Origin of the sequence: Streptomyces sp. XH2 (assembly GCF_049725035.1) — a bacterium.
Taxonomy (GTDB): Bacteria; Actinomycetota; Actinomycetes; order Streptomycetales; family Streptomycetaceae; genus Streptomyces; species Streptomyces roseoverticillatus.
The window spans coordinates 182,708-205,170 of sequence record NZ_JBMMMZ010000014.1; the positions used below are offsets into that span (position 1 = coordinate 182,708).

Here is a 22,463-nt window from a genome sequence, read left to right on the forward strand (position 1 = left end):
GGACGCCGGGTCATGATCGCAAGGGTGAAACAAGGTGTTTACCGGGCAAAGTGGTGCGACCTGCCGTGATGAGGCATGTCATTGACCGGAAAATGACTCAAGGCTCCTCACCGATGGTGAGGAGCCTTGAGACTCGCGTGCGCCGCCAGGGACTCGAACCCCGGACCCGCTGATTAAGAGTCAGCTGCTCTAACCAACTGAGCTAGCGGCGCCTGCTGACAGAGAAAACTCTACCTGATCCGAAGGGGTGCTTCCGACCACCCGCCCCCGTCACCTGCCCGGACGTCCCGGCGTGCGGTCCTTCCGGACCGCTGGGAGGCTGTGCCCGAGTACTGGCAGGACGCCGGGTCCGGGGGCCCGGGGAAAGGTGCAGCGGGCGTGGTGCACATACGCGGCGCGGTCGTGGCGGCCGTGTGGGCGGCCGTGCTGGCCGGGCCCGGAGCGGGCCCGGCGGCGGCCGCACCCGCTCCGGCGCCCGGCCGCGGGGGTCCGCGGACGGTCCTCCCGGCGGCCCGGCCCCTCGGCGACCGCCTGGAACCGGCCATCCGCTACGCCATGGCCCATCTGGGCGACCCCTTCGCCATGGGCGGCGACGGCCCCCGCCGCTGGGACTGCTCCGGGCTCGTCCAGCAGGCCTACCGTCGCGCGGGCGTACGACTCCCGCGCATCGCCGCCGACCAGTACCGCGCGACGAAACGCATCGGGCGGCGCTCGCTGCGCCGCGGCGACCTCGTCTTCTGGTCCCGCAACGGGCGGGCCTCCGGCGTCCACCACGTGGCGGTCTACCTGGGCGGCGAACGCTACGTCGAGGCGCCGCGCCCCGGCTCCGAGGTCCGCGTCTCGACCTTCTCCCGCTACCGGCCGAACCTCTACGGGCGCGTGCGCTGAGCCCCCGGCGGTCGCGGGCCGCCGGGATCCCCCGGCGGCACCTGACGAACTGCGTCAAGAGTGCCTCCTTGAACGGCAAATGACCGGAGGCCGGGACGCGGCCTCCGCGAGGGCATGTGCGCAGGGCAGCGGCGGTCCCGGTGGAGCGAAGGTGAAGCCGTCCCGTACGGGATGCGACCGGATCGTTGCGTCCATTGGCCTAGACATGCCAAACGGCCGGTACTAGCCTCCGCCTTGGTCTAGACCGCATTTCACTCGGCTCACAGAACCCCCCACGTTCTCCGAGGAGCAAAGGCATGCGCAGAAAGATCAGTGCGGCGATCATCGGCCTCGGCATCGCCGGCACGTCCCTGTTCGCCACCGGCAGCGCGAGCAGCCACGGCTACACCGACACCCCCACCAGCCGGCAGGTGTACTGCGCCAACGGCGCGGTCCAGGACTGCGGCGAGATCCAGTGGGAGCCGCAGAGCGTCGAGGGCTCCAAGGGCTTCCCGGCCCGCGGGCCCGCCGACGGCACGATCTGTGCCGGCGGCAACAGCCGCTTCGCGGAGCTCGACGATCCGCGGGGCGGGCAGTGGCCCCGCACGAACGTCAGCTCGGGCCAGAGCTACACGTTCCGCTGGCGGCTCACCGCGCGCCACGCCACGACCGACTTCCGCTACTACCTCACCAAGCCCACCTACGACCCGAGCCGGCCGCTCACCCGGGCCGACCTCGACCTCCAGCCGTTCCTGACCGTGCCCTACGGCGGCCGCGTGCCCGACGCCACCGTCTCCCACCAGGGCACGCTTCCCTCCGGGCGGACCGGCAAGCAGCTCGTCCTCGCGGTGTGGACCATCGCGGACACGGGCAACGCGTTCTACGCCTGCTCCGACGTCCAGTTCTGACGGCCTCGCCCGAAGGCCGCCCCGGACGCCGGAGCCTCCCGGCGCCTCCCCGGCCCCACCCCGGGGAGGCGCCACCCTTTCGGCCTACGGCCACTTTTCCGGCCGTGGCGGCTCGGGCCGGCCCGGCACCGCCGGTCACCTCCGGTGGGGGTTGCCCGCCGTCGCGGCGGAAGAATTCCGTGGCTGCGCCACGATCCACGGCCCACGGGCCCACGGGCCCACGGGCCCACGGGCCCACGGGCCCACGGGCCCACGGGCCCACGGGCCCACGGGCCCATGGGCCCATGGGCCCACGGGCCGCTCCGGCTCCGCCAGGGAAGTCGCCTCCCCCAGGGAGAAACGGTGAGAGGGCGGGGCCGGGGCCTCTCCTTCCGCCGCGGCGGTGATCAGCCCCCACCGGAGGTGACCGGCGGTGCCGAGCCCACCCCCTGCCCCGCGGTTCACTCCTCCCCGGAGTCGTTCTTCCCCGCCCGGAGGGCGAACCGTGCCAGGACCCCCGCTACCACCAGCGCCAGCCCTGCCAGCAGGGCGTAGTCCGGGACGGCGTTGCCCAGCCGGGAGGCCAGTTCCTCCAGGCGGAACTCCTGGTCGGCGTCCAGGAGCCCGGGCAGCCCCGTGGTCCCGTCGTAGGCGAGGAAGAGCACCCCGATGCCGATGAAGAACAGCCCCGAGACCAGGGACGTCGTGTGCAGCCGCAGGCGGCCGAGCCGCAGCTCCCGGCCGCGCAGCCACCGCCGGCCGCCGAGCTCGAAGCGGTCCCAGAAGACCGCGAGGACGAACAGCGGCAGCGCCATGCCGAGGGCGTAGACGGCGAGCATGGAGCCGCCGTAGACGGGGTTGCCGTTGACGGCCGTCACGGTGAGGACCGCTCCGAGGATCGGCCCGGCGCAGAACCCGGCCAGCCCGTACACGCAGCCCAGCAGGAACGTCGACGCGGCCGAGCGCGGCGTGATCCGCCCGGCGGCCGCCTGGGCCTTCTTCGAGGCGAAGCCGAGGCCCAGGATCTGGGCGGCGCCCATGGCGATCACGATCCAGCCGCCGGCGGTCACCAGCAGCTCGCGGTGGCCGTTGAAGAGCCGGCTGGCCGCGGTGGAGGCCACGCCGAGCGGGACGAGCGTGGTCGCGAGGCCCACGTAGAAGACTCCGGTGCGGGCGAGCAGCCGGCCGGGGCTCGCGAGGGAGTACGCGAAGAAGGCCGGCAGCAGCAGTGCGCTGCACGGGCTGACCAGGGCGAGGGCGCCGCCGAGGAACGCGGCGAGGTAGCCGATGTCGGTCACGCCGGCCCCTTACTTCTCGCTCTTCTTCGCGGCGGCGGCCCGGGCCTGCGCGATGGCCTCGTCGAAGGCGGCCATCGGCTGGGCGCCGGCGATGGGGCGGCCGCCGACGAGGAAGGACGGGGTGGAGGACACGCCGAGGCCGTACCCCTCCTCCTGGTCCTTCTTGACGGCTTCCTCGGAAGCCGACCCGTTCAGGTCCGAGCGGAAGCGGTCGATGTCGGTCACGCCGGCCTTGCCGGCCAGTTCGGCGAGCTTGTCCTCGGCGAGCGCGTCACCCTTGCGCAGCTTGGCGTAGACCTCGTCGTGGAACTGCCAGAACTTCCCCTGCTGCCCGGCCGCCCAGGAGGCGCGGGCGGCGCGCTCGGAGTCCTTGCCGAAGATCGGGAAGTTGCGGAACTCGATCCGGAGCACGCCCTGGTCCACGTACTTCTTGATCAGCTCCGGCTGGCTGTCGCGGGTGAACTTGCCGCAGTACGAGCACTGGTAGTCGGCGTACTCCACGAGCACGACCGGCGCGTCCTTCCGGCCGAGCGCGAGCGGGTCGCCGTCCTTGCGGCGGCTGGTGGCCTGCTCGGCGCGCTCGTACGCGCCCTGCATCGGGTCGGCGGAGGGGTCGCCGGAGGCGGACGGCCCGCGCTTGCCGGAGCCGCTGCCGCTCTTGCCCATGGCCATGCCGACGGCGACGACGGCGACGACGAGCGCGAGGATCGCGCCGAGGGCGGCGATGCGGCGGGGGAGGGGGACGGAGGCCTTGGCCTTGGTCTTGCTCTTGCCCTTGGAGGAGGCCTTGGACGGGGCCTTGGGCGGGGTCTTGGCCTTCGAGGAACTGGAAGACATAAAGGAGAAAGCTCCCTGGAACGTACGGAATCCGGATATGCCGAAGCACGGCCCGGCGGGGCCGTGGGGAGCGGATCTAGATCCGTAGGACGGGGAGCAGCTCGGCGCAGCCCGCGACGGGGGCGGGCGGCGCGCGCGGCGCGGTCGCCCGGGGCGCGGTGGCCTGGGGGAGCGGGGCGCGGGCGGTGCCCGGCGCGGTGACGGGGTCGGCGTGCCCCGCGGCGACGGCGGTCTCGGCGTCCTTCAGCGGCACGTCCTGCTGCCGGCAGCTGGGGCCGGTGTCCGGAGCCTCGGCCCGTACGGGTTTCGCGGCGGGCGCGGACGCCGGTGCCGCGTGACGTGCGGACGGGGCGGCCGTGACCGCGGCGTACGGCTGCGCGCCGCCCGGGACCGGTCCGAAGAGGACCGCGAGGAGGAGCAGGAGCGCGGCCGCGGCCGCCGACCGGTGACTCCTGGTCGTGCTGGTCACGGTTCTCCTCTCCCGGTGCGCGGCGAACGGACGGACGGCCTCCATGCTACGGGGCCTGTTCACGCGGGCCCTTCTTATACGAGCCCTGCTCGTGCGGGCCCTGTCCGTGCGGGCCCTGTCCGTACGGACCCCGCTCAGACGCCTTCCGCCGCGAGCGCGCGCAGCGAGACCCGCTGGGCGTACCAGAGCAGGGAGACGGTGGTGGCGGACATCACGAGGGCGAAGGCGAGGTGGCCGGCGGCCGAGACCACGGTGCAGCCGGCGAGGGTGAGGAGCAGGTGGGAGCCGAGCCGCAGGGCGAGCAGGCCGATGGCCACCTTGCGGGTGCTCTTGCCGCGCCACATGCGCTTGGCCAGGCGCAGCCGCGAGCGCAGGACCGTCAGGGACACGACGAGGTTGACCACGAGCAGGGCGCCCAGCGCCCACAGGAACCGGTGGTCGGCCTGGAAGAGGTCGTAGGCGGCGGACGCCACGCCCTCGAAGACGAAGAACCAGACCGGCAGCGGCTTGATCTCCTCGGTGGAGGCGTTCGCGGCGGTCGCAGCGGTCTCGGCGGAGGCGGGGGCGGCGGGGGCGAGCGTCATCGTGTCCATGCCCATAACTCTGTCGTCCGGGCGTTCCGGTGGGCAGATCCACCGATCACGGGTCGCCGATGACATAAGTCATCGGGGGAGCGCCGGAGGAAGCACGACAAAGGCCCCCACCTTGCGGTGAGGGCCTTCGCCTGTCTGTGCGCCGCCAGGGACTCGAACCCCGGACCCGCTGATTAAGAGTCAGCTGCTCTAACCAACTGAGCTAGCGGCGCCTGCTGACAGAGATAAATATACCTGGTCCGGAGGGGTGCTCCCGACCACCCCCGCTCCGGGCCCCGCGCGGAGCGGGGGTGGGGGCTAGAGGGCCATCGACAGCATCAGCGGAGCGGCCCGCCGGTTCAGCGTCTCGGCGGCCTGCCGCAGCCGGTGGGCGTGGGCCAGGGGCAGGGAGAGGGCGACGCAGCCGACCGAGCTCCCCGCGGTGACCGGCACGGCGGCGCAGACCGTGCCGAGGGCGTACTCCTGGAGATCGAGGACGGGGACGGTCGCGGGCTGCCGGTCGAGCGCGCTGAGCAGCACCTTCTCGCTGGTGATCGTCCGCGACGTGAGCCGGGCCGTCCGGTGGCGCGCGAGGTGGTCGCGGCGGTCGTCGTGGTCGAGCTGGGTGAGCAGGCACTTCCCGATCGCGCTGGCGTGGGCGGCGGAGCGGAAGTCGACCCACTCGTTGACCCGGGGCATGTGCGGTGCGTCCGCGCACTGGGTGATGCGGACCTCGCCGTCGACGTAGCGGCTCAGATAGACGGCCGCGCCCAGCGAGTCGCGCAGCTCGTACAGCGACTGCTGGAGCTTGTGGTGCAGGGCGGCGCTGCGGTCGCCGCCGGAGCCGAGCAGGGCGAGGGCGTCGCCCGTGACGTAGCCGCCGTCGCCGGTCCGCCGGACGTACTCCTCGTGGCGGAGCATCGGCAGGAGGTGCGCCAGATGGGCGGCCGGCAGGCCGGTCTCGCGGGAGATCTGGGCCTCGGTGACGCCGCCGGAGTACCGGGCGACGGCCTCCAGCACCCGCAGGGCGTACTGCACCGAGTGGAACGGCGCGGTCGGGTCGGGCTTGAGCGCCACGGTCTCCCCCTACGGGCTTCCGGCGAGTCTCCCGCCGACCACGATAACCGTGAAACGCATGGCAGGAAGAGGGTGTTGGCAGTACGGCATATGCCGTTGCCATGCCGACCGGGGTGCGGCCGCGGGGCGGGTCCGGGAATAACCGGAGAGAGTCTCCGGCTACAGCGGACCGGGAACCGATCAGGAACAGACTCGCGAGCCGATCAGGAAGAGGAAGGCGGACCACCGTGCCCGACGCGCAGGACGACTTCATCCGGGGACAGGCCCTGGGCAGCGCCCCCGTACCCCTGTCCGTACTGGACCTGGCGACCGTCGGCGCGGGCCGGACCGCCGCCCAGGCCCTCGCCACCACCGTCGAGCTGGCCCGGCTGGCCGAGCGCCGCGGCTACCACCGCTTCTGGGTCGCCGAGCACCACTCGATGCCGGGGATCGCCAGCTCCTCCCCGGCCGTCGTGCTCGCCCACCTCGCCGCCCACACCCGGCGCATCCGCCTCGGCTCCGGCGGCGTGATGCTGCCCAACCACGCGCCGCTGGTCATAGCCGAGCAGTTCGGCACGCTGGAGGCGTTCGCGCCCGGACGCGTGGACCTGGGCCTCGGGCGCGCCCCCGGGACGGACGGTGCGACGGCGGCCGCGCTGCGCCGCGCGGACCGGCTCAGCGAGGGCGCGGACGAGTTCCCGCAGCAGCTCGCGGAGCTGATCCGCTTCCTGGACGACGACTTCCCCGACGGGCACCGCTACGCCGGGATCCACGCCGTGCCCGGCCCGGTCCAGGGCCGGGTCCCCGGCGGCGTGCAGCGCGCGGACCGGCCCTCGGTGTGGCTGCTCGGCTCCTCCGGCTTCAGCGCGCGGCTCGCGGGGGCGCTGGGCCTGCCGTTCTCCTTCGCCCACCACTTCTCTTCCGGCAACACGGTCGCCGCGCTGGAGCTGTACCGGCAGTGCTTCCGGCCGTCCGAGGTCCTCGACCGCCCGTACGCCAAGATCGGTGTGCAGGCCTTCGCGGCGGAGGACCCGGCGCAGGCCCGGCGCCAGCTGCTCACCGGGGCGCTGTCGATGCTGCGGCTGCGCACGGGGCGGCCCGGACTGGTGCCGACGCCGGAGGAGGCCGAGTCGTACGACTACAGCCCGGCGGAACGGGAGTTCGTGGAGAACCGGCTGGCGAGCGCGGTGCACGGAACTCCCGAGGCGGTCAAGGAGGGTCTGAACCACCTCGTGAAGACGACCGGCGTCGACGAGCTGATGATCACGACGAGCGTGCACGGTGCGGACGCGCGGCTGCGGAGCTACGAGCTGATCGCGGACGTGTACGGGCTGAGCTAGCGGTTCGACGGCGGTGCCCGGCCGGCCTGATGCGGCCGGGCCCCGCCGCAACGGCGCCGTCGTGGCGGCGGCATGGCCGGTCGCCGTCGCGGCGGAGAGGAAGCCCCGCCCGCTGCCGCGGCGAGAGCGGGCCTACGGCCTCACCCCCGTCATCAGCAGCGACGAGATCGAATCCGCCGGCACGGGCCGGGAGTAGAACCAGCCCTGCCCCGTGTCGCAGCCGATCCGCCCCAGCCGCTCCGCCTGCTCCGCACTCTCCACGCACTCGGCCGTCACCGTGATCCCCAGCCGGTGCGCGAGCTGGACGAGGGCCTCGACGATGGTCTCGTCCGCCGGGTTCGGCGGCTCCTCGGCGCGGAAGCCGCGGACGAAGGAGCCGTCGAGCTTGAGCGTGGAGACCGGTAGGCGGCTGAGGTAGGCGAGGTTGGAGTAGCCCGTGCCGAAGTCGTCGATGGCGATGGCCACGCCCATGTCGCTGAGCTGGCGCAGCTGTTGCAGGGGCCGGCCGGCCGAGCCCATCACGGCCGACTCGGTGAGCTCCAGCTGCAGCAGCCGCGGCGGCAGGCCCGTCTCGGCGAGGATGGCCGCCACGTCGGAGACGAGGTCGGAGTCCCACACCTGCCGCACCGCGACGTTGACGCTGACGACGATCGGCTCCGCGGGGTGTGCGAGCTGCCAGCGCCTGGCCTGACGGCAGGCCGTTCCGAGCACCCAGCGGCCGAGCGGGACGATGGCCCCGGTCTCCTCGGCGAGGCCGATGAACCGATTCGGCGGAAGCATCCCGAACTGCGGGTGGCGCCAGCGCACCAGCGCCTCCACGCCGCGGACGACCCCGTCGACCAGGCCCACCAGCGGCTGGTACTGGAGCACGAACTCGCCCCGCTCGACCGCGGGCCGCAGCGTGCTGGACAGGGCCTGACGGGTCATCCGGTGGGCGTTGCGCTCGGGGTCGAAGAGCGTCCAGCGGGCCTTGCCGTCGGCCTTCGCCCAGTACAGCGTGGTGTCGGCGGCCTGCATCAGCTCGGTGGCGTGGGTGCCGGCCGCGGGGCGCTCCACGACGCCGATGCTCGCCGAGACCGACAGCCGCTGCCCGGCCACCTCGAACGGCCGCTGGAGCCGGTCCTGGACGCAGGCGGCGAGCTCCACGAGCTGCTCGGTGCCCGCCGACTCCTCGACCAGCAGGGCGAATTCGTCGCCGCCGAGGCGGGCGACGAGGTGGCCGCCGGGCGCCGCGCACTCGCTCAGCCGGCGCGCGACCGCGCTCAGGAGTCTGTCGCCGGCCCGGTGGCCGAGGGTGTCGTTGATGGCCTTGAAGCCGTCGAGGTCCAGATAGCAGACCCCGATCCGGCCGGTGCCGCCGTCCGTGGCGGAGGCCGTGGCGAGCGCGGTGGTCAGCCGCTCGAAGAACAGGCTGCGGTTGGGCAGCCGGGTGACCGGGTCGTGCATCCGCAGGTGCCGCAGACGGGCCCGCAGGTCGCGCCGGTCGCTGATGTCGGCGACGGAGAGGAGGGTGTCGCAGCTGTCGGGCAGCGGCGTGACGATCACCTCGGCCCACACCCCCTGGCCGCCGGTGTGCTTCAGCCGCCGGGTGCAGTGCAGCCGCTCGCGGCGGCCGAGCAGCACCTCGCGGTACGCGCTCCAGGTGCGCGAGTCCTCGCGCAGGCCGGTGAACTCGGCGGCCGGGGCGTCGGCGAGCCGGGCCGGATCGGTCCCGAGCAGCGCACCGAGGGCGTGGTTGGCGGTGCGCACCAGGCCGTCACGGCCCACCACGGCCATGGCGAGCTGCGCGGCATTGAACGCGGCACGAAAATCACTGGATTCATTACGTTGCGTGACGACTGTAGGCGTAGGGCCGGGCGCGCCGCCCTGCCCGTCGAGGGTTCCGCTCACCGCTCGCTCCCGCATGGCATTCGTTCCGCACTGGTTTCGTATGGGTCTCATGGATCTCGTACGCGTGTCCGAACAGGCGGCGGGAGGCCGTCCGCCCGGGGTATCCGTGCTGGAAATGTGGCGATCATAGGGCTCACGAGAGGACCGTTCCAGCGGCCCTCACAGGTGAGGCCGGGCCGCCGACCCCGGGTTGTCCACTTCTGCACGACCGTGCGCGCTCGTGCCTGAGCCTGTAGTGCCACACCATCTCGATTGACCGTCAGTGACTGAGTGTGATGTACCCAGAAGTCGGCCTAGTCACTCGACCGGAGCAGCGGAATAGGGCATAACACCACAAATCCACTGAGGGTGGATGAGGTGTCCCGAATCCGTCCCGGGAGGTCGACGTGGTGCGTCCGCAGACACCCATGGGAGTGGACCGGCCGCGGCCGCTGCGCCGCGTCGGGGCCGTCCTCACCGTCCTGTGCGCGATCGCGGCGACCACGCTGGTCGCCGTCCCGGCGCAGGCCGTGGGGCCCGGCGGGCCCTGCGCGCTCCCGCGCAGCCAGGCCCACCACTCCGAAGGGCTCGACAGCTGGAACCCCGCCTACCCACGGCCAGTGGGCCGGCTCGACGCCGTCATGATCTTCCTGTCCTTCCCGGACTCCAAGCCGCAGGTGACCCCGGGGAAGCTCGCGGCCGACCACTTCCCCGCCACCTCCCGCTTCTTCGAACGGGCGTCCTACGGGCGGTTCTCGCTGCGCGCCCACCCCGTGAAGCGGTGGTTCAGGATGCCGCGGTCCGCCACCTCGTACCGGATACAGCGCGACTGGGACGGCGACCGGCGCTCCGACTACCTGCGCGACGCCGTCGCCGCGGCCGACCCCGGCGTGGACTTCAGCCGCTACGACCTCGTCTACCTCGTCGCCGACCCCGACGCCCCCGGCGTCGACTCCGACGCGACCAAGGTCGTCAACCTCGACCGGCCGCTGCAGGCCGACGGCACGCCGCTGCGCCGGATCGTCACCGTCTTCGAACACCACCCGCCCGACCGCAACGTCCTCGCCCACGAGACCGGGCACGTGCTGGACCTGCCCGACCTCTACCACCGGCCCACCGACGGCAAGGGCGACTGGGACACCCACGTCGGCGACTGGGACCTCATGGGCAGCCAGTTCGGGCTCGCCTCCGACCCCTTCGCCTGGCACAAGTGGAAACTCGGCTGGCTCACCCCCGCGCAGGTCGCCTGCGCCCGCGGCCCCAGCCGCGCCCTCTACACCCTCCAGCCGCTGGAGACGCCGATGCAGCCGGGCGGCGACAACCGCACCCGCCTCGTCGTCATCCGCACGGGCGCCACCACCGCCCTCGCCCTGGAGGCGCGCTCCGCCTACGGCAACGACAGCGGCGCCTGCACCGAAGGCGTCCTCGTCTACCGCGTGCACAGCGACACGGCCTCGGGCGGCGGGCCGGTGCAGGTCCTCGACGGGCATCCGGGCCACCAGGCCTGCTGGGGCGAGTCCGTCTACCCGCCGCTGGCCGATGCGCCGCTGGGGGTGGGGGAGTCGCTCAGCTCGGAGGCGGACGGGGTCCGGGTGACCGTACGGGGGCGGACGGCCGGCGGGTCCTGGACGGTCGGGGTGAGCCGGGCGTAGTCCGTTGCGGTGCGGCGGCCCGGTCCGGTGCGGCAGTCCGGTCCCGTGCACACGACGAAGGCCCTCACCTTGCGGTGAGGGCCTTCGTCTGTCTGTGCGCCGCCAGGGACTCGAACCCCGGACCCGCTGATTAAGAGTCAGCTGCTCTAACCAACTGAGCTAGCGGCGCCTGCTGACAGAGAAGACTCTAGCACCCTGATCGGGTGGAACGAAAATCCGGATGTTTCAGCGGGCGACGGGCGGGACGGTGCAGGTCAGCGGGGTGGGCCGGGTCACATGGGAGGGTGCGCGGGAGGTCGCGCGGGGGCAGCGCGGCGGGGTGCCCGGCAGCTCACAGCGCGGGCTCGGGCGCCCGGTCCGCCGCCCGGCGGGGGAGCTCCGCCAGCGGCGAGCCGGCCTCCGCGCGCGCCACCCGCACGCACGCCCACAGCAGCGCCTCCGCATCCGGCAGCCACGGGTACCGCACCTCCGGGGCGACCACCCAGCGGGAGGGGGGCGGCACGGGCTCGTCCGCGCCCGGCGGGTAGAGCGGGGGGAGGGTCACGGTGTCCCCCGTGCCGTGGCACAGCAGCGGGGGCATCGCGCGCGACCACTCCTCCCAGCCGAGCAGCGCGGGCAGGCGCTGGGCCGTGCCGGGGGCCGCGAACAGCTGCAGCCGGCCGCGCTGGGCGGCGACCGGGCCCGAGCCCGGTCCCTTCTCCCATAACCGTTCCAGCACCCGGCGGCCGAACAGATCGGGCAGGCTGACCACGTCGAACGCGACTCCGCACGGCAGCACCACCGGATGGGCCGGGCAGTCGATCCACAGCGCGTGCACGCTCCGGGGGAAGGGGCTGGCCGAGGCGAGCCAGTCGGCCCCGGCGAGCGTCACGTAGGCGGCGGCGAGGGGGAGCCGGGAGGGGACGCCGGGGACGCCGGGGACGCCCGGGGCGTCGGTGTGCCGGGGGAACGGCCGGATCAGCGGATCGCGCGGGTCGTGCTGCCGAGAGGTCATGGCGCCCATGCTCAGCGGTGCGGCCGCCGTGGATCCGGGTAGTTGCGGAAGTCGGGACAGCGCGGGGTGCGGTGCGCTATTTTTCGCGCCGCATATGCCAACGGCCCATGGTCGTCGTGGCGACCACGGGCCGTCCGGAGTGTGAGGGACCCCCGGGACCGGGGGCGGCGCGCCTCACGGGGCGCCGGTCACTCGCCGGTCCTGTCGCCGCGCAGCAGGTCACGGCCGAACTCGACCATCTTCTTCGCGTAGTCCTCGCTCCACTCGGCGCGCTCGGCGATCACGGCCGTGGACAGCCGGTCGAAGCGCCGGGGGTCGGCGAGCTGGGCCGCCGCCACGGCCTGGAACTCGGTCGCCCGGTCGGCCGCGGCACGGAAGGCCAGCGCGAGCTCCGTGGAACGGGCCAGCAGCTCACGGGGGTCCTCGATCGACTCCAGATCGAAGAAGTGCTCCGGGTCGGCGACCGCCTCCGGGGGCTCGAAGAGCAGCTGCGCGGGCTTCAGACGACGCGGCCGGTCGCTCGGGCCCGCGTCGGGAGCCGACTGCGGCTCGGACATGTACATACCTCCAGGATCGTCTGCACCGCCATCCATTGTCCTGCGCACCGCAAGGGCGCCCTCCGGGCGCCTGTGACTCCGGCCGGACCCCTTTCCGCCGCCACGGCGATCAGCTCCCACCGGGGTGTCCGGCGGTGCCGTACGGCCTGGGGCCGGTCGGAGGGTGCGAGCCTTTGTCCTGTGCCCGGCGCACTCCCCCTTCCGCCGCGACGGCGATCAGCCCCCGCCGGAGTGTCCGGCGGCGCCGTACGGCCTGGGGCCGGTCGGAGGGTGCGGGCCTTTGTCCTGTGCCCGGCGCACTCCCCCTTCCGCCGCAGCGGTGATCAGCCCCCGGCGGGGTGCCCGGCGGTGCCCTACGGCCTGGGGCCGGTCCGGCACCGCCGGGCAGGCACGTTTCGGCCGGGCGCCGCGGCGGCGGAGGGGAGGGTGCGGGGCACTCCGCCTCGTGCCCGCCCGGCGCCCTCCGGCCGTACCGCCCTCACGGGCGCCACCGCACCCGGTGCTCGGCCAGATGCGCCAGCACCGCATGATTCGCCTCCCAGCCGTCCGGGAACTTCACCGTCACCCCCAGCTGCACCGGCTCCGTCGACGGGTGCTCGTCCAGGAGGCGGTCCACGCCCGCCCGGCACACGACGATGCACGCGTGCCGGTGCCGCGAGGCGAGCACGCACAGGCGGCCGGTCTCCAGGTGGAAGGCCGTCGCGTCGGGGCGGCCCGACAGGGGGTGGAGGACGACCGTCACGTCGAACTCCCGGCCCTGCAGCCGGTTCGCCGTGTCGACCGTGACGCCCTGCACGCCCAGGCCGGCCAGCGCCGCGCGGACCGCCGCGGCCTGGTCGCGGTGGGCCGTGCCGACCGCGATCCGGGCGGCCGTGAGCGGCACCGGATCGGGCGCCGCCTCGCTGACGGCCACCCCGCCCCGGTCCAGCAGCCGCCGCACGACGCGCGCGACCGCGCCGACCGCCTCCGGGTCCGTGCGCGGCGTGTGCCGGGCGGGGAGCTCCAGCAGGCCCCAGCCCGAGACGGCCGCCTCGTCCAGCACCCGGTCCGGGCCCGAGCCGTCCGACGTGACGCCGAAGGACAGCCGCCGGTCGCCGTGGTCCGTGCCGCTGCGGAAGGGCGTGTACGGATAGAAGGCGGCCGACACCAGCGGCGCGGCGGACGCGGGCAGCCGCCAGGAAACCGGCAGCCGGTGCTGCGGCAGCCGCGGGTTGTGGGCGAGCAGCGTGCTCACGGCGCTCGCCGACGGGTCGTACGACAGCCCGGCCCACTGCGCGACGCCGTCCGCCCCCACCACGCTGAAGGGGTCCAGCTGCCCGGGGTCGCCCACGAACAGCGCCCGCTCGAACAGCCCGGCCACGGCGAGCAGGGCGTCCGACCGCATCTGGTAGGCCTCGTCCACGATCGCGTGGCCCCACGGCTCGGCGACCTTCGTGTGCGCCCACTTCGCGGCCGTGGACACCACGACCGGAAGGCCCGCCAGCTCCGCCGCCTTCGCGGACGTCACCACCGACGGCAGGGCGTCGAGCGCCCGGTCGTACGGGTTGGTGTCGCTGCTGTGCAGCCGCCCGACCGGCAGCTCGGGGTCCTTCGCGGCGAGCCGCAGCACCAGGTCGTCCACCTGGGCGTTGGTCTGCGCCACGACCATCAGCGGGCGGCCCGCCGCGGCCAGCTCCCGCGCGGCCCGGACGACGAGCGTCGACTTGCCCGCGCCCGGCGGCGAGTCGACGACGACGCCGCGCTCGGGACTGTGCAGGGTGTCGTGCAGGATCCTGCGCGTGACGTCCTCGGCGGCCGCGCCCGGGTCCCAGGCACTCCCGCGCTGCGGGGGCACGGCCTCCGCAGCGTTCTCCGTGTTCTCCGCGTTCTCCGCAAACACCGTGGGCGTCCTCACAGCAGATCCTCCGCGCTCACCGGATCGGGCAGCTCCGCCGCCGGTTCGCCGGGCGGCCCGCCGTGCGTCCACGGCGTCCGCTCGGGGTCCGGCAGCTCCGGGCCGCCGCGCGGGGCGTGCTCGAAGAGCGTCCAGCACACGCGGTCCCCCTTCTCCGGCACCGAACCGGGCTCGGGCACCCTGCCCCGTCCCATGCCGCCCGTCAGACGCACCGTCAGGGCTCCCGGATCCCCGGGCACGTGGCCCACGAACTCGGCGGGCTGCGCCTTGCCGTCCGGCAGGGCGCGGTGCACCTTCGCCCCCTCGGCCAGATACGGGCCGTCGTCCGTGCGCACGGTGACCAGCGGCCTGGGCCGCGGCACCTTCGCCTCCGTGTACTCCATCACCACTTCGGTGACCTCCCCCGCGAACGCCTCGCCCGCCAGCCGCCGCCCGGCCATCACCAGCGGATCGTCCAGCGCCTCCTGGGCCTCCAGCTGCGCCTGGGCCGTCTCCCGCGCCGCGAGCTTGCGGGCGGCCGTCACCGCATCGTCCCGCCGGGGCTGCGGCGGCTCGCCGGCCCGGACGCGGTCGCGGTGCGCGGTGTACGACCAGCGGTCCCGCTTCCAGCGCTCGCCGGCCCGCTCCCCCTCGGGCAGCGCCCGCAGCAGGTCGACGCCGCGCCAGACCGCCTCCCACGTGGGGCGCAGCTGCGTCTCCAGGAGGGAGCGGAGCTCCTCCGCGGCTCCGGGCAGCCCGGCGTCGTGGCGCGCGACGGCCGGGGCCAGGAGCTTGTTGTCGAAGGCGGGGTCGGTGGCCGGGCCCGCGGGCGGGTGGAGCAGCTGCCCGGCCGCATCGCGCGCGAGCTCCGCGCGCAGCGCCGCCTCCGCGCCCGTCAGCCCCTCCGGCGGGTCGATCCAGGCGAGCAGCGCCCCCAGGTGCTGGTCCTCCAGATTGCTCTGGCCGGTGGCCCAGTGGCGGCCGAGGAGCTCCGTCATCGACAGCAGCAGCGACGAGCCGGGCACCCGGGCGCGCTCGCCGAAGTGCGTCAGCCAGCGGCCGAGGAGCGGCACGCGCGGGGGAGCCGGATGGGGCGTGTCGGGGTCCTGTTCCGCGGTGCGGCGGAACCGCATGGAGCGCCCGAGCAGCCGGACGTAGGAGACGCCCGCCGCACTCGGCACCAGCAGCTGCGGCGCCCCGGCGCACAGCTCGACCTGGACGGTGACCTTCTTGCCGGTCTCCGGGTCGGTCTCCTTGCGCTCCTCCAGGGTGACGTCCCCGGCGAACCCCTCGACGTAGGGCAGCATCTCCTCGGCCAGCTCGGCGAGGAAAGCGGAGCGCAGGTCCCGGTCGCGCGGCTGCGGCACGACCAGCAGCCGGGGCCGCTCGCGCTCGGTGCCGACGAGCGCGCCGAGCGGGGCGCCGGCCTCGCCGGCCGTGGTCAGCGGGACGAACACCAGCGGCCGCTCGGCCAGATGCCGGTGGCGCACGGTCGTCAGGGGCTGCGCGCGCCCGTCCCGTACGGCTTCCATCCGGGCGAGCGTCGTGATCAGCGACATGCGGCCTCGATTCCCATGAGCGGCGGGGCCGAAGCCTCCGCGCGGAGGGCCGCGGCGCGGCGCAGCGCGACGACGGTGGGGTCGGGCACGCCGGCCTCCTCCCCGGCGGGCGCCGGGCCGAGCGCGGCGGCGAGCACGGACTCGACGGTCGTCAGCCCGCCCAGCTCCCCGCGCAGCCCCCGGCCGAGGGCGGCCACGGACCCTTCGGCGCGGGCCCGGGCGCGGCAGTGGAAGGCCAGCTCGCAGGCGGCCAGGCACTCCGGGGCGTAGGCGGCGTCGACGGCTTCGACGGCGGCGGCGAGCTCTTCGGCGGGGCGGCCCGCCGTCCTGCCGTCGTCGGCGAGGCACAGGTCGAAGGTGGTGCCGGCGGGCAGCTCCGCGGCGATGTCCTCGACGCGGGCGAGCCGGGCGAGCTGGCGGCGGGTGGTGGCGCGCGGCTTGCGGACGTCGACGAGCCCGGCCGCCGGGACGTTGGCGAAGTCCTTCGGGCAGACGAGCAGGATCTCGTGGCGCACGCGCGCGGGGTCGCCGTCGCCGGTCCGGGCCGCGAGCTCCTCCAGCGCCAGGACGTAGACGGCGGCCTGCCGGGCGGCGGCGCCCACCTTGCCGGGGTCGGCCGCGCCGTCGATCACGGGGAAGGACTTGATCTCCACGACCGTCCACGTCCCGTCGGGGTGGACGACCACGGCGTCGGGTTCGAGGAAGGCGGGCGCGCCCGCCACGGGGAGGGCGAGCAGCGGGTGGTCGAGGAGCGCCCAGCGGCCGGCGGCCGTGGCCTCGCGCAGGGCGAGCGCCGTCCGGGCGGTGCGGCCCTCGGGGCCGCCGGCGGTGAGGTCGGGGACGTCGACGGAGCCGGGCGCGGGGGCCGGGGTGCCGTCGCGCAGCTGCTCGTGGAGCAGCCGGACGAGCTCCGTGCCGCCGTCGGCCTTGGCGCGGGCCTCGAAGGAGTGGCCGCGCGTGATCGCGAACTGCGACTGCCCGAAGGCGGCCGGCGCCCCGAGGGCCCGGGCCAGGGCGGACTTGTCGACTCCGGCGCCGTCCAGCAGGACCCGGCGGCGGCAGCCGGGGTTGGCGGCGAGGGCCGCGAGGGCGCGGGCGTCGAGCGGGCGCTGTGCGCTGCCCGGCCCGCGCAGCTCAGCGAGCCGCTGCCGCAGTGTCGCCGGTGCGGGCGTCGCCGGCCGTGCCGTGGGCCGGCTGTCGGGGGATCTGGTCACGGGCATCCGCCTCGAAGGGTCGCTGCGGCGCTCCCGGACGGCCGTCTCCGGCGGCGGGGCCGGAGGCCGCCGCCCGGGAAAGCGCTGTACCCGCCGAAGTCTCGCACCCGCCACTGACATTCGCGGGTGTCCCGGCCGTTTCCCCGCGTCCCGCGCCGGTCAGGCGGCTCTTGGCCAGGTCGGCGAGGCGCAGCGCGGGCTTGGCCAGCAGCAGGCCCGCGACCATGACGGCGGCGCCCGCGAGGGCGTCGAGGAAGTAGTGGTTGGCGGTGCCCATCACGACGAGGGTGATGGCGAGCGGGTAGACGACGCCGGCGGCCTTGGCCCAGGCGGTGCGCCCCTGGCGCCAGAGGACGACGCCGCACCACAGGGCCCAGCCGACGTGGAGGCTCGGCATCGCGGCGTACTGGTTGGTCATCCCGCCGAGGCCGCGGGGGGCGCTCGCGTCGCCGCCCCACCAGCCGTAGGAGCTGTACTGGGCCATCGTGTCGACGAAGCCCTCGCCCGGGTCGAGGAGCCGGGGCGGACAGGTGGGCAGCAGGGTGAAACCGATGAGGCCGATGAGGGTGGAGATCATCAGCCAGCTGCGCTGGAGGCGGTATTCGGCCGGGCGGCGCCGGAAGAGCCAGACGAGGAGCGCGGGCGTGAGCAGATAGTGCAGCGACGCGTAGGCGAAGTCGGCGGGTATGCCGAGGGCCGCGTGGTCGGTGAACAGCCGGTTGAGCGGGTGCTCGAAGTTTATCCGGAACGATTTCTCAAGATCGAGAATCGCCAGTCCGTGATCGACGGCGGTCTGCACGTCGCCCCGGACCAGCAGCCGGCCGGCGGAGTACAGCGCGTACACCACGGCGATCAGCGGCAGCTCGGTCCACCAGCGTGGCCGCTTCCCAGGCGGTGCGGTGCGGTACATCCGTACGCTCTCCATTTGATCCGACGGCCAACAAGCGCGCATGCAACCGTACGGTGTACGTCGCATCAGTCGCACACCGCCCCGCGACTTCCCGGAAACGCCGAGTTCGCCCGCTGTTCCGGCGGCTCGGACGGGTGCGGGGAGGGAGACGCCTCGATTCGGGCCGAGGTTGCCTGTGACGGGTGTGAGGAACTGCAAGCGGGGCCGCTCGGCGGGTGAGCGATGATGGAGGGCGAGCAGATCGTTTCTGTCGCCGTTCTTTTGAATTCCTTAGTGCGGTGCGGCGCTCTGCGTTCAGTTCTGTTGGAAAAATCACCGAAGACTGTGAAGGGGCGCGTCATGGCACCGCGGATCCTGCTGGCCCGGCACGGACAGACCGAGTGGTCGCTGTCCGGCAAGCACACCGGCCGCACGGACATCCCGCTCCTCGACGAGGGCCGGCGCGGCGCCAAGCTCCTGGGCGAGCGGCTGCACCGCGCCCCCTGGGACGGTCTCCCTGGCACCGAGGTCCGCACCAGCCCCCTCCTGCGCGCCCACGAGACCTGTGACCTGGCCGGCTTCGGCGACCGGGCCACCACCTGGGACGCCCTCATGGAGTGGGACTACGGCGCCTACGAGGGCATGACCCCCGCCGAGATCAAGGCGCAGCGCCCCGGCTGGCTGATCTGGCGCGACGGCGTCCCCGAGGGCGAGAGCACCGCCGAGGTCAGCGCCCGCGCCGACGAGGTGGTCGAGTGGGCCCGCTCCGCCGACCGCGACGTGCTGGTCTTCGCCCACGGCCACATCCTGCGCACCATCGCGGCCCGCTGGCTGGGAGAGGACATCTTCTTCGGCTCCCGCATCCGCCTCGACCCCACCTCGCTGTCCATCCTCGGCTGGGCCTACGGTGCCCCGGCGCTCGAACGCTGGAACGACACCGGCCACCTCGCCTGACGCCCCCGCCCCGCCCGGGCGCCCCCGTGCGAGCTCCCTCCTACGGGTGAGGAGGGAGCGGCCGGGGCGATGATCGCCTCGTCCGAGGGAATGATCGGATGCCGGGACTGGGCGCGGCGCGGCTCGGATCCGCGACGCCGCGCCCCAAAGGAAAGGGCGTGAGCGATGGCACCTGGCAGCGCGACGGAAACGGGCCCCCGCAGGCACACCCCGGCGCCGTGAGCCGTGCCTCACGGCGCCGCGAGGCGGCCCTGGGGATCGCCGCCACGCTCGCCGCGGTCCTCTTCGCCGCCTGCGCCGAGGACGCCCGCACGGGCGCGGACGGCGGCAGCGGCGCCGGCCGCAGCACCACGGTCACCGTCGGCACCTTCGGCGTCTTCGGCTACAAACAGGCCGGTCTCTACGCCGAGTACGAACGGCTGCACCCCGACATCACGATCAAAGAGAGCGTGATCGAGCGGAACGACGCCTACTACCCGCAGCTCCTCACCCACCTCGCCGCCGGCGGCGGCCTCGCCGACATCCAGGCCGTCGAGACGGGCAACATCAACGAGGTCGTCACCACCCAGGCCGACCGTTTCGTCGACCTCTCCCGCGCCGAGGGCGTCCGCCGCGGCGACTGGCTGCCCTGGAAGTGGGCCCAGGCCACCACGCGGGACGGCCGCACGATCGGCCTCGGCACGGACATCGGCCCCATCGCCGTCTGCTACCGCAAGGACCTCTTCGCCAAGGCCGGGCTGCCCACCGACCGCGAGAGCGTGGGCCGCCTCTGGGCCGGCGACTGGCAGAAGTACATCGACACCGGCAAGCGGTACATGGCCAGGGCCCCCGCCGGCACCGTCTTCACCGACTCGGCCGCCGGCATCTACAACGCCTCCGTCCACGCCCACGCCGAGCGCTACTACGACCACCGCGGCCGCCCCGTCTACCGCACCAGCCGCGCCGTCAAGGAGTCCTGGGACCTGGCCATGCAGGCCGCCCGGGGCGGCCTGACCGCCCGCCTCAAGCAGTTCGAGAAGCCCTGGGACCAGGCCTACGCCAACGGCCGCTTCGCCTCCGTCGCCTGCCCGCCCTGGATGCTCGGCTACATCAAGGAGAAGGCCGGCGCCGAGGGCAAGGACAAGTGGGACGTGGCCGCCGCCCCCCGCCCCGCCAACTGGGGCGGCTCCTTCATCACCGTCCCCAAGGCCGCCCGGCACCGCACCGCGGCCACCGCCCTCGCCGCCTGGCTCACCGCACCCGAACAGCAGGCCAAGCTGTTCGGCCGGCAGGCCAGCATCCCCTCCACCCCCGCCTCCTACGCCATGCCCCTCGTCCGGGACGCCCGCAACCCCTACTTCTGCGGCGCCCCCACCGGCCGGATCTTCTCCGACGCCGCCCGCGCCATCCCCACCCTCGTCATCGGCCCGAAGGAGCAGCAGATCGGCACCGCCTTCACCGACGTCGGCATCCCCCAGGTCGAGCAGCAGGGCAAGTCCCCCCAGGCCGGCTGGAAGGCGGCACAGCGGGAGATCGACAGCGTGGTGGACGCATGACGACCACGGCCCGGCCGGCCGCGGCCGGAACGCCCGTGCCCCGCCCGCCCCGTACGCGGGGCAGGGCCGCCCCGGGCCCGTGGCGCCGCCGCCTCTACCGCTGGGACGTGCGCTACAGCCCCTACGTCTTCATCGCCCCCTTCTTCCTCTTCTTCGGCGCCTTCGGCCTCTTCCCCCTCGTCTACACCGGCTGGGCCTCGCTGCACCGGGTGGAGCTGGCCTCACCGGACCACATGGAGTGGGTGGGCCTGCACAACTACGTCCGGCTGCTGGACGACGCCTTCTTCTGGAACGCCCTGCACAACACCCTCACCATCGGCGTCCTCTCCACCGTCCCCCAGCTGCTGATGGCGCTCTGGCTCGCCCACCTCCTGCACTACCGGCTGCGCGCCGCCACCTTCTGGCGCGTCGCTCTCCTCACCCCGTACGCCACCTCCGTCGCCGCCGCCACGCTCGTCTTCGTCCTCCTCTACGGCCGCGACTACGGCATGGTCAACTGGGCCCTCGGCGCCCTCGGCATCGGCCCCGTCGACTGGCAGAACGGCACCTGGTCCTCCCAGATCGCGGTCTCCTCGATCGTCATCTGGCGGTGGACGGGCTACAACGCCCTGATCTACCTGGCCGCCATGCAGGCCGTGCCCGACGAGCTGTACGAGTCCGCCGCCCTGGACGGCGCCTCCCGCCGGCAGCAGTTCCGCTACGTGACGGTGCCCGCCCTGCGCCCCACGATCCTCTTCACCATCGTCGTCTCCACCATCGGCGCCACCCAGCTCTTCGGCGAGCCCCTGCTCTTCGGCGGGGCGGGCGGCCAGAAGGGCGGCGCCTCGCACCAGTTCCAGACCCTCGGCCTCTACCTCTACGAACAGGGCTGGTTCAACTTCCACCTCGGGCGCGCCTCCGCCGTCGCCTGGACGATGTTCCTGATCCTGTTGCTGATCGCCGCGGCCAACATGCTGATCGCGCGGCGGCTGAGGAAGAGCCACTGAGGGGCTGCTGCCGTGACGCTCACGACGACCGGACGACCGCGACGCGAAGGCCCCGGCCCCCAGCGGCGGCCCCGGACCCGCACGGCCGCCCTCCGCAGGATCCGCCGCCTCGGCCGCCTCCGCCCCCGCCGCCGGAGCGGGCCCGCGCCCACCCCCGCCACCGCCCGCACCCGCGCCGGCCGCCAGCTGCACGGCGGCCCCCTCACCTACGCCGTGCTCGCCCTCTTCACCGCCGGCTCGCTCTTCCCCCTCGTCTGGACGGCCGTCGCCGCCTCCCGCGACAACATGCGCCTCGCGAAGACCCCGCCGCCCTTCTGGTTCGGCACCCGGCTCGCCGAGAACACCGGCACCGCCTGGACCGAGGCCAACATGGGCCTCGCCCTCCTCAACACCCTGCTCGTCGCCGGCACCGTCGCCCTCGGCACGGTGCTCTTCTGCACCGTCGCGGGATTCGCCTTCGCCAAGCTGAAGTTCCGCTTCAGCGGCGCGCTGCTGCTCCTGACGATCGGCACCATGATGGTCCCGCCGCAGCTCAGCGTCGTCCCCCTGTTCATGGTCATCGCCGAGCTCAAGTGGACCAACCAGCTGCAGTCGGTGGTCCTGCCCACCCTCGTCAGTGCCTTCGGCGTCTTCTTCATGCGCCAGTACCTGCTGGAGGCGCTCCCGGGCGAGCTCGTCGAGGCCGCCCGCGTCGACGGCGCCAGCAGCCTGCGCATCATCTGGCACGTCGTCTTCCCCGTCGCCCGGCCCGCGATGGCCGTGCTCGCCATGCTCTCCTTCGTCCAGGCCTGGAACGACTTCTTCTGGCCGATCATCGCCCTCACCCAGGAGAACCCGACCGTGCAGGTGGCCCTCACGGGCCTCGGCCGCGGCTACGTCCCCGACCAGGCCGTGATCATGGCCGGGGCGCTGCTGGGCACTCTGCCGCTGCTGCTCGCCTTCACCCTCTTCGGCAAACAGATCGTCGGCGGCATCATGCGGGGCGCCGTCAAGGGCTGACCCCCGCGCCGCTCCCTCCCCTCCGCCCACCCCGCCCTCCTTCTCCCGGGAGACCT

General features: G+C 73.9%; 20 protein-coding genes and 3 tRNA genes. 8 read left to right on the plus strand and 15 right to left on the minus strand.

The window, feature by feature from the left end:
* Positions 1-138: 138 nt before the first annotated feature.
* Positions 139-212 (minus strand) — tRNA-Lys (locus ACOTKD_RS27990).
* Between the two features lie 166 nt (positions 213-378).
* Between ACOTKD_RS27990 and ACOTKD_RS27995 the strand changes: the two genes are divergently transcribed.
* Complete coding sequence (locus ACOTKD_RS27995; protein ID WP_424891753.1) at positions 379-888, plus strand: C40 family peptidase; 510 nt, start codon at positions 379-381, stop codon at positions 886-888.
* A gap of 296 nt (positions 889-1,184) precedes the next feature.
* The gene (locus tag ACOTKD_RS28000; RefSeq protein WP_424891754.1) at positions 1,185-1,775 is read left to right on the plus strand and encodes a lytic polysaccharide monooxygenase auxiliary activity family 9 protein; all 591 of its coding nucleotides are present in this window, start codon (positions 1,185-1,187) and stop codon (positions 1,773-1,775) included.
* Between the two features lie 440 nt (positions 1,776-2,215).
* Here ACOTKD_RS28000 and ACOTKD_RS28005 read toward each other — a convergent pair whose 3' ends face one another.
* The 6 genes from ACOTKD_RS28005 to ACOTKD_RS28030 form a co-directional block, all read right to left on the minus strand.
* On the minus strand, positions 2,216-3,052 hold the full coding sequence (locus tag ACOTKD_RS28005; protein ID WP_424891755.1) for a cytochrome c biogenesis CcdA family protein: 837 nt from the start codon (positions 3,050-3,052) through the stop codon (positions 2,216-2,218).
* Positions 3,053-3,061: 9 nt separating this feature from the next.
* Complete coding sequence (locus tag ACOTKD_RS28010) at positions 3,062-3,889, minus strand: DsbA family protein (protein ID WP_424891756.1); 828 nt, start codon at positions 3,887-3,889, stop codon at positions 3,062-3,064.
* Positions 3,890-3,965: 76 nt separating this feature from the next.
* On the minus strand, positions 3,966-4,358 hold the full coding sequence (locus ACOTKD_RS28015; RefSeq protein WP_424891757.1) for a hypothetical protein: 393 nt from the start codon (positions 4,356-4,358) through the stop codon (positions 3,966-3,968).
* 134 nt (positions 4,359-4,492) lie between these two features.
* Positions 4,493-4,951, minus strand: a complete 459-nt coding sequence (locus tag ACOTKD_RS28020; RefSeq protein WP_424891758.1) for a hypothetical protein — start codon at positions 4,949-4,951, stop codon at positions 4,493-4,495.
* Between the two features lie 138 nt (positions 4,952-5,089).
* Positions 5,090-5,163, minus strand: a tRNA-Lys gene (locus tag ACOTKD_RS28025).
* An 85-nt stretch (positions 5,164-5,248) separates the two neighbouring features.
* On the minus strand, positions 5,249-6,007 hold the full coding sequence (locus tag ACOTKD_RS28030) for an IclR family transcriptional regulator (RefSeq protein ID WP_424891759.1): 759 nt from the start codon (positions 6,005-6,007) through the stop codon (positions 5,249-5,251).
* A 227-nt stretch (positions 6,008-6,234) separates the two neighbouring features.
* Between ACOTKD_RS28030 and ACOTKD_RS28035 the strand changes: the two genes are divergently transcribed.
* Complete coding sequence (locus tag ACOTKD_RS28035) at positions 6,235-7,326, plus strand: LLM class flavin-dependent oxidoreductase (protein ID WP_424891760.1); 1,092 nt, start codon at positions 6,235-6,237, stop codon at positions 7,324-7,326.
* A 132-nt stretch (positions 7,327-7,458) separates the two neighbouring features.
* Here ACOTKD_RS28035 and ACOTKD_RS28040 read toward each other — a convergent pair whose 3' ends face one another.
* Entirely contained in the window at positions 7,459-9,216 is a 1,758-nt protein-coding gene (locus ACOTKD_RS28040; protein ID WP_424891761.1) for a putative bifunctional diguanylate cyclase/phosphodiesterase, read from the minus strand.
* A gap of 407 nt (positions 9,217-9,623) precedes the next feature.
* On the opposite strand from ACOTKD_RS28040, the gene ACOTKD_RS28045 reads away from it, so the two are divergent.
* On the plus strand, positions 9,624-10,847 hold the full coding sequence (locus tag ACOTKD_RS28045) for a M6 family metalloprotease domain-containing protein (RefSeq protein WP_424891916.1): 1,224 nt from the start codon (positions 9,624-9,626) through the stop codon (positions 10,845-10,847).
* Positions 10,848-10,942: 95 nt separating this feature from the next.
* Here ACOTKD_RS28045 and ACOTKD_RS28050 read toward each other — a convergent pair.
* The 7 genes from ACOTKD_RS28050 to ACOTKD_RS28080 all read right to left on the minus strand — a co-directional run bounded on the left by ACOTKD_RS28050 (position 10,943) and on the right by ACOTKD_RS28080 (position 17,954).
* Positions 10,943-11,016 (minus strand) — tRNA-Lys (locus tag ACOTKD_RS28050).
* Positions 11,017-11,178: 162 nt separating this feature from the next.
* Positions 11,179-11,841 (minus strand): bifunctional DNA primase/polymerase, encoded by a 663-nt coding sequence (locus tag ACOTKD_RS28055; protein ID WP_424891762.1) that lies wholly within the window; start codon positions 11,839-11,841, stop codon positions 11,179-11,181.
* Between the two features lie 188 nt (positions 11,842-12,029).
* Positions 12,030-12,398: a hypothetical protein gene (locus ACOTKD_RS28060; RefSeq protein WP_424891763.1), complete on the minus strand. Its 369-nt coding sequence runs from the start codon at positions 12,396-12,398 to the stop codon at positions 12,030-12,032.
* A 478-nt stretch (positions 12,399-12,876) separates the two neighbouring features.
* Complete coding sequence (locus ACOTKD_RS28065) at positions 12,877-14,232, minus strand: AAA domain-containing protein (RefSeq protein ID WP_424891917.1); 1,356 nt, start codon at positions 14,230-14,232, stop codon at positions 12,877-12,879.
* 56 nt (positions 14,233-14,288) lie between these two features.
* Positions 14,289-15,830 (minus strand): hypothetical protein, encoded by a 1,542-nt coding sequence (locus tag ACOTKD_RS28070; protein WP_424891764.1) that lies wholly within the window; start codon positions 15,828-15,830, stop codon positions 14,289-14,291.
* Positions 15,821-17,050, minus strand: a complete 1,230-nt coding sequence (locus ACOTKD_RS28075; RefSeq protein ID WP_424891765.1) for a hypothetical protein — start codon at positions 17,048-17,050, stop codon at positions 15,821-15,823. The genes ACOTKD_RS28070 and ACOTKD_RS28075 overlap by 10 nt, the downstream gene beginning before the upstream one ends.
* Positions 16,965-17,954 carry a phosphatase PAP2 family protein gene (locus tag ACOTKD_RS28080; RefSeq protein ID WP_424891766.1) on the minus strand — a complete coding sequence of 330 codons (990 nt, stop codon included), beginning with the start codon at positions 17,952-17,954 and terminating at the stop codon, positions 16,965-16,967. Before ACOTKD_RS28080 ends, ACOTKD_RS28075 begins: the two co-directional genes overlap by 86 nt.
* A gap of 339 nt (positions 17,955-18,293) precedes the next feature.
* On the opposite strand from ACOTKD_RS28080, the gene ACOTKD_RS28085 reads away from it, so the two are divergent.
* The 4 genes from ACOTKD_RS28085 (at position 18,294) to ACOTKD_RS28100 (ending at position 22,407) form a co-directional block, all read left to right on the plus strand.
* A complete protein-coding gene (locus ACOTKD_RS28085) occupies positions 18,294-18,887 on the plus strand; it encodes a histidine phosphatase family protein (protein ID WP_424891767.1) in 594 nt (197 codons plus the stop codon).
* A 218-nt stretch (positions 18,888-19,105) separates the two neighbouring features.
* The gene (locus ACOTKD_RS28090; protein ID WP_424891918.1) at positions 19,106-20,422 is read left to right on the plus strand and encodes an ABC transporter substrate-binding protein; all 1,317 of its coding nucleotides are present in this window, start codon (positions 19,106-19,108) and stop codon (positions 20,420-20,422) included.
* A complete protein-coding gene (locus ACOTKD_RS28095) occupies positions 20,419-21,408 on the plus strand; it encodes a carbohydrate ABC transporter permease (RefSeq protein WP_424891768.1) in 990 nt (329 codons plus the stop codon). Before ACOTKD_RS28090 ends, ACOTKD_RS28095 begins: the two co-directional genes overlap by 4 nt.
* 186 nt (positions 21,409-21,594) lie before the next feature.
* Positions 21,595-22,407, plus strand: a complete 813-nt coding sequence (locus ACOTKD_RS28100) for a carbohydrate ABC transporter permease (RefSeq protein ID WP_424891919.1) — start codon at positions 21,595-21,597, stop codon at positions 22,405-22,407.
* Positions 22,408-22,463 lie beyond the last annotated feature (56 nt).